3 protein-coding genes are annotated in these 2,769 nt (G+C 31.9%); all 3 read right to left on the reverse strand.

The features are described 5' to 3' along the window. Nucleotides 1–176: 176 nt before the first annotated feature. Entirely contained in the window at nt 177–1,367 is a 1,191-nt protein-coding gene (locus tag AAV96_RS00280) for a Fic family protein (RefSeq protein WP_046737862.1), read from the reverse strand. A gap of 156 nt (nt 1,368–1,523) precedes the next feature. Beyond that, nucleotides 1,524–1,742, reverse strand: coding sequence for an AlpA family transcriptional regulator (locus AAV96_RS00285; protein ID WP_046737863.1), 219 nt, complete (start codon nt 1,740–1,742; stop codon nt 1,524–1,526). Next, nucleotides 1,730–2,677 carry a phage/plasmid replication protein, II/X family gene (locus AAV96_RS00290; protein ID WP_046737864.1) on the reverse strand — a complete coding sequence of 316 codons (948 nt, stop codon included), beginning with the start codon at nt 2,675–2,677 and terminating at the stop codon, nt 1,730–1,732. The genes AAV96_RS00285 and AAV96_RS00290 overlap by 13 nt, the downstream gene beginning before the upstream one ends. Nucleotides 2,678–2,769: the final 92 nt, after the last annotated feature.

The following is a 2,769-nucleotide window of genomic DNA, read 5'->3' on the forward strand; positions in this document are numbered from 1 at the left end:
TAGGGCTTCTTTATTAATATCTTGGTAGGTATATCCAATACCAAACAAAAATACAAACAATTGATTTAAAATAATTTATTAACAAGTTAACTTCTTATGATACACACTATGATACAAAACAACCCCTACTAACCGATTTATTACTCACATTTTAATAGGCTCATTCTTATCTAAATTTAGTCACCGACAACAATCAAACCATCTTGATCATCCAAAAAGTTAAGCTCAACCAATCTAGCAATATCACGGTAAAAAGTACGTTCCGTTTTACCCGTATACAAAACTTGGATTTGTGGTACTCGATACAATTCAGCTTGGGTTAAAAACTTTTTAGTCTGTCCTGTTACAAACATAATTGTTTGGATTAAATTAAACTGCCTATCGGATATACGCTTACTAAATTTAGCATCATTCAAAGCTGTTTGATACAGCAAAAAGCTGATCAAACTATTACTTTGATCATGCAAGTTATTGATGGTCTCAAACATCCCTTTTAATACAAACTCAATAAAAGCTTGGTTTGGTAAAGGTTCTTTTTTATCAGCAGCCTTACGACATGCATTAAACAATGCAAAATACTCATGGATGTTGATTTGGTAGTATGCCCATATCGCTGACGATGTAAATCTATAGCCCGACTGTTCAAGCAATAGCATCTCAATCAAACGTCCTGTTCGCCCATTGCCATCCCAAAATGGATGGATCAACTCAAAGTAATAATGTGCTAAACATGCACGGACAATAGCAGGTTGGTTGATCACATGTGGACTATTTAACCATTCCACCCATGCTTGTATAAGATACTCAATATCCTCAATACATTTAGGTGGACGATATGTCCCTCCATGTGCATTATTACCCACCACTGTTTTTTGGCTAGGTTGATTATTCCTAAACTGCCCTGCTGGATTATGTTGTTCTTCTAAGTTTTGCGATACTAAGCTATGCAACTTAATTACTGATGTTAAAGATATGCTTTGCCCATCTACAGGTTGTAATCTTTTTTGGCTAAACTGCTTAATCCAATCAATTGCCTCTTTAAGATTGGTTAAACGACGTTCCTCCGTCTTTTGTATGGTCTTAGGGTCTAGCCTTAAAATTTCCTCAGTCTCTTGCTCAGTAAATTGACCACCCTCAATGGTATTTGTACTATAAATACTGCTTGCCAAAACCTTGTCTTGTACTTGGTCTATGATTTGGGGCAAGCTTGGCATCTTATTAAATCTATTTTGTGCATCATTTACACGGTCAAGCATAGGTTTAACCTGTTGTAGGTCAAACCCAAGTTGAAAGGTAAAAGAGCCTGACTTATAGGTCATTACCCTTAAAGTAGTGTCATCTAGCCAAGCTTTACTTTGATCAGGCATTTTGTCAAAAATTTTGTCAATAAAAATGTCAAAACATTATTATTTTAAATCATTATGTTAGTCAATTTTTTATTGTAATTATGTCAAAACAAATGTCATTGATTTTGTCCAATTTTACTTAGGCTAAATATGTAATATATAAATTTAACCAATCTATTAAGCACTTAACACGGCGTTAGGATCATTAGATGCTTTTTTATTACTCCACCAATTCTCTACATCCTGACGATCAAAGTAAACGGCTGCTTGTCTAGTAACACCCTCTTTGATAGGTCGTGGGAAAGATACATCTGTCTGTATCAGCTTAGTCAACTTATCTGCTTTGATTGATAAAATATGGCACACTTCATTTTTTGTTAGTCTTAGTTTTTGCATACATCCCCCTTTAGTTTTTTATTATTAATGTTGTCTATATTGATATTATAATCTTGCATAAATTTTACTCTTTTACGATGGATGGTTGACCGTCCATATAAAAGATTAATATCCCCATGTAACAAGCAATTATAAAATTTTCTATCTGCACTATTTGTTATCTTTGATAATTTAATCACATTGTTAAAATTTGGTAGTTTTAGCTTATTTAAATGTCTTTTAAAAAACATATCTAAATGATCTATATCACGCCATTGCCAAGCAAACATCAAATCCCAATCTTTTAGCTGTTTATAATAAATTTTAATCTCAGCCCTGATTGTAACATCAGCAAGTGCTTTTAATTCAGGACTCACAATGTCTTTTTTAGTCCGTTGCTGATCAATCTCACTACCTTTGTGATAATAACCTAGTACCCATCGTTTAGATGATTGACCAAAATAAACTCCATTTTGGTATATTGTTATAGATTTATATGGATAATAACCACCTGTTTTTAATTGATCCAAGTAATTTAAAGCCAATTGTTTATTGTCAAAAATTAAATCCAGTTTAACATGGGTTTGATAGATACGATATTGACCTTTTTTAATGATATCTAGTTGCTCATCTGTTGGCTCAATTAATCCCATCTCAATAAATTTTTTAACAACATCTAAGACCAAATCGTCAATACTGACACATCCTGTAATGTTTTGACCATTTAACCATTTATAAAAGTTACCACTGATCTTTAACTTATCATCTACAGATTTGACTCTTAAAACATGTTTATTTTTAGACTCTATACACAAGGGACTATAAGATTTTTGTGCTTTGCCAAAATCATGGTTCTCATCCAAATAGATTGTTAACCCTTTAGACAACTTCTTTGGATCATGTGTTACATCAACAACTACATCTAACCAATCTATATTAATTTTATTTTTATACATTTAATTATCTCCTTTACAATATTTTTATTATTTTTAATATGCTTAAAATAAAAGCATCTAAATTAATATCAAAAAAATACATATGACTATTT

This window comes from Acinetobacter sp. AG1 (genome assembly GCF_001005525.1).
Classification (GTDB): domain Bacteria; phylum Pseudomonadota; class Gammaproteobacteria; order Pseudomonadales; family Moraxellaceae; genus Acinetobacter; species Acinetobacter modestus.

What these genes read in the sequence shown, in the direction of transcription:
- AAV96_RS00290 (WP_046737864.1), bottom strand. Translation starts at nt 2,677, where the DNA reads ATGTATAAAAATAAAATTAATATAGATTGGTTAGATGTAGTTGTTGAT.
- AAV96_RS00285 (WP_046737863.1), bottom strand. Translation starts at nt 1,742, where the DNA reads ATGCAAAAACTAAGACTAACAAAAAATGAAGTGTGCCATATTTTATCA.
- AAV96_RS00280 (WP_046737862.1), bottom strand. Translation starts at nt 1,367, where the DNA reads ATGCCTGATCAAAGTAAAGCTTGGCTAGATGACACTACTTTAAGGGTA.